The organism is Polaromonas sp. (assembly GCF_010365105.1).
Classification (GTDB): Bacteria; Pseudomonadota; Gammaproteobacteria; order Burkholderiales; family Burkholderiaceae_C; genus Polaromonas.
In genome coordinates this window covers 1-3253 of the sequence record NZ_JAAFGZ010000066.1, presented here as the reverse complement: position 1 = coordinate 3253, position 3253 = coordinate 1, and the positions used below count along the sequence as shown (strand labels likewise).

The 3253-nt window shown below is 60.1% G+C and carries 2 protein-coding genes and 1 pseudogene; all 3 read left to right on the top strand.

From position 1 onward, the window contains the following. Positions 1–155 precede the first annotated feature (155 nt). The gene (istA, locus tag GZ092_RS21135; protein WP_293639295.1) at positions 156–1775 is read left to right on the top strand and encodes an IS21 family transposase; all 1620 of its coding nucleotides are present in this window, start codon (positions 156–158) and stop codon (positions 1773–1775) included. Between the two features lie 2 nt (positions 1776–1777). Further along, positions 1778–2539, top strand: coding sequence for an IS21-like element helper ATPase IstB (gene istB / locus GZ092_RS21130; RefSeq protein ID WP_293639297.1), 762 nt, complete (start codon positions 1778–1780; stop codon positions 2537–2539). Between the two features lie 295 nt (positions 2540–2834). Next, positions 2835–3253 (top strand): annotated as a pseudogene (locus tag GZ092_RS21125) (hypothetical protein); the annotation flags it as partial.

The window sequence follows — 3253 nt, the reverse complement described above, 5'->3', positions numbered from 1 at the left end:
CCCTGATGGCCACCCAAATTCCCCCACTTTTGGCCACCTCAAATTCCCCCACCCTGAGCGCGGCGTGACGGCTGGTTAAACCCGGCTGTTTCACCACCTCGGTCAGTACCAGGCAGGACGTTACCTTCACCCCCTCACTTTTGAGGGAAACCGGATTGAACGTCTTGAAACCACACCTGCAAACAACGATAGCCACGCTGCTGGCGACCAACACCAGCCACCGCCAGATTGAACGTGTCACCGGAATTGACCGAAAGACCATTCGCACGTATGCCAAACGCATAGAAGAGCTCAAGGCAAATTCCCTCGGGGTGGCCACCGGCACACCCGATCAAATTCCCCCACCCCGGCCACCGGCTCAGGTCAAGTTAACGACCTCCACCTGCGAGCCCCACCGGGAATTTATCGAGGCTCAGTTGCGCTTCAAACGCAACTACATGGCGATCTACCAGGACCTGGTTGATACGCACGGGTTCACCGGCGCCTACAACAGCGTCAAACGCTTCTGTGGTGGCCTATGCAAACACGAACCCGAGCAATTTGACCGCCTGGAATTCGCCCCCGGCGAAGAAGCTCAGGTCGACTACGGCGAGGGCGCACTCACCCGTGTTCCCGGCTCCGAGCGCTTTCGCAAACCACGCCTGTTTGTGATGACCTTGCGCTACTCCCGGCGCAGTTTTCGCCGGGTCGTGTGGAAGTCAAGTCAGCAAACCTGGGCACGCCTGCATGAAGAGGCTTGGGCGTACTTCGGTGGCGCCTGCCGCTACGTGGTGCTCGACAACCTCAAGGAGGGTGTCATCAAACCCGACCTGTACGAGCCCCAGCTCAACGCCGTCTACGGCGCCACGCTGAAGCACTATGGTGTGGTGGGCGACCCGGCACGGGTACGTGACCCCAACCGCAAAGGCACCGTTGAACATGCCATCGGCCACACCCAGGCCACAGCCCTGAAGGGGCGCAGGTTCGAATCGATTGAAGAACAAAACCAGCACCTCGAACACTGGGAAACCAAGTGGGCCGCCCAGCGCATTCACGGCAGCGAACGCCGTCAGGTCCAGGCCATGTTCCAAGAGGAGAAACCTCATCTGTTGCCCCTGCCGCTGCTGGGCATGCAATACTTTACCGAGGCTCAGTACACCGTCAATGATGACTCGTGCGTGCGGGTGGATCACAGCAGCTACGCCGCCCGCCCGGCGGCCATTGGCAGTCGGGTGCTGGTGCGCCTGTTTGCGCGTCGCCTGGAAATACGTGAGCTCAAGACGCAAGCCCTGCTGCGCGCCCATGACCGGGCTTCGAGGCCCGCCACGGTGGTGCTGCCCATGAACGAGCGCGTCTTCAATCCCTCACGCGAGACGCAGCGCATTCTGAGTCAGGCCAAGGCCATTGGGGCGGCCACCCACAAGCTGTGCGAGACCCTGTTTGAGCGTGAAGGTCGTGTCGGTCAGCGCAAGATGTGGGGCATCGTCGGATTGGTGCGGCGCTATCCGCGCCGATTGATCAACAGCGCCTGCGACATGGCTATGTCAGAGGGCGTGTACAGCTACGGCCATGTCAAGACCTTGACCGAGCGGCTCATGGAAGATGCGCTGGCCCTGCTCGATACGCCCACCCCAAGCGAGGGATCGCTGACACAGAGCCATGCCCTGATCCGCGTTGGTAACGACTACGCCGATCTGTTCACCCTGGGCGCACAACAGAGCGCCATTTTGGCTTCGACCCAGACCACAACCCAGGCACCGACCCGACCACAAACCCAAGCAGAGGCAACTCTATGACGATGAGCAAACATGAGATTGAACGCGCGCTCATTGAGCTGCGCCTGTCGGGGATGGCTGCCACACTGGAGACCCGTGTCCTGCAAGCCCAGGCCAGCGAACAACCCTTCCTTGAAACTTTTTGCATGCTGCTGCAAGACGAACTTGATCGCAGGCGCTCGCGTTTGACCGAGCGGCGTTTCAAGCAGTGTGGGCTCGATGAGCGGCTCACGCTGGCCGACTTTGATTGGCACTTCAACCCGAAGGTGCCCCGCCAGGCCTGCTTTGAGTTGCACACCTTGAAGTTCATAACTGAGGGCATCAATGGGCTGCTCATTGGCAAGCCCGGCACCGGCAAGAGCCACATCGCCAAAGCTGTGGCCTATCAGGCCACCTTGCAGGGCTATGGCGTGCGTTACGTGGAGGCCGACAGCGTGTTTGCGCATTACTGTCTGGCCAGTCCAGCTGAGCAGGTCAAACTACTCAAGGGCATGCTGGAGCCAGATTTACTGGTGCTTGACGATCTGTTTCTGGCGCGGCGCATCTCGGACGGTGCCGCCGAGTTACTGCAGATGGTGGTGCACCGGCGTTACAAGCTGCGCCGCTCCATCGTGGTGACCTCCAACCGGATTGTTGAGGACTGGGGGAAATACCTGGGCGACAACACGATGAGTACGACCATTCTGGACCGGTTAATGCACCGCTCGGCACTGCTGGCGTTTGAGGGCAAGAGTTACCGGCTGAAGGAGGCCGCCTCGCGAATTGCTAGTGCCGGCGCAGCGTAAGAAACACGCCCGCCGTGGACAACTGTCCTGCCCACAGGGCAAGCCTGTGGACAGCCGGTGCTGCGCACCGGTGCGACAGTTGCCCACAGTTCCCCGGTGCTTCGCCTTCGGCCTGACGCGCTGCGCTTGCCAAATTCCGTTTATAAAAAATCCAAAAAGTCAGGGAGAAATTACCAAGAAAGGACGTCAGAACCAGGAACGCCAAAAAGTTGATAATTTAGCCGTCCTGCCTGGGGGAATTTGACTGGCCAAAGGTGGGGGAATTTGAAGTGGCCATCAGGGCGACTTCAGCGCCATGCAGCCAGCCGCTCAGTTGTGGGTGGACACGGTGGCCGACGTGCGTATGCACGAGTCCACCCATCAACGACCCATCGATCAATTTGAAGAAGAACGGGCTAAGTTGCGCCCCCTCAATCCGGCCGGTTTTGATCTGGCGCGCGTAACAAACGTGCGCGCCACCAAGCAGTTTCGGGTCGCGCTGGACTCCAACCACTATTCGGTGCCAGCGCGCTGCGCGGGCCAGCTCCTGACGCTCAAATCCTATGCAGACCGGGTGTGCATCTATGAGCGCGACCAGCTTGTGGCGCGCCATCTGCGCAGCATGGATCGGCACCAGGACATTGAAGACCCTGAGCACGCTCAACTCCTCGTGGCGCAACGCAAAACTGCCCGCGAACAACGCTTGCTGGTGCAGTTTCTGGCGCTGTCACCGCG

What these genes read in the sequence shown, in the direction of transcription:
- istB (WP_293639297.1), top strand. Translation starts at nt 1,778, where the DNA reads ATGAGCAAACATGAGATTGAACGCGCGCTCATTGAGCTGCGCCTGTCG.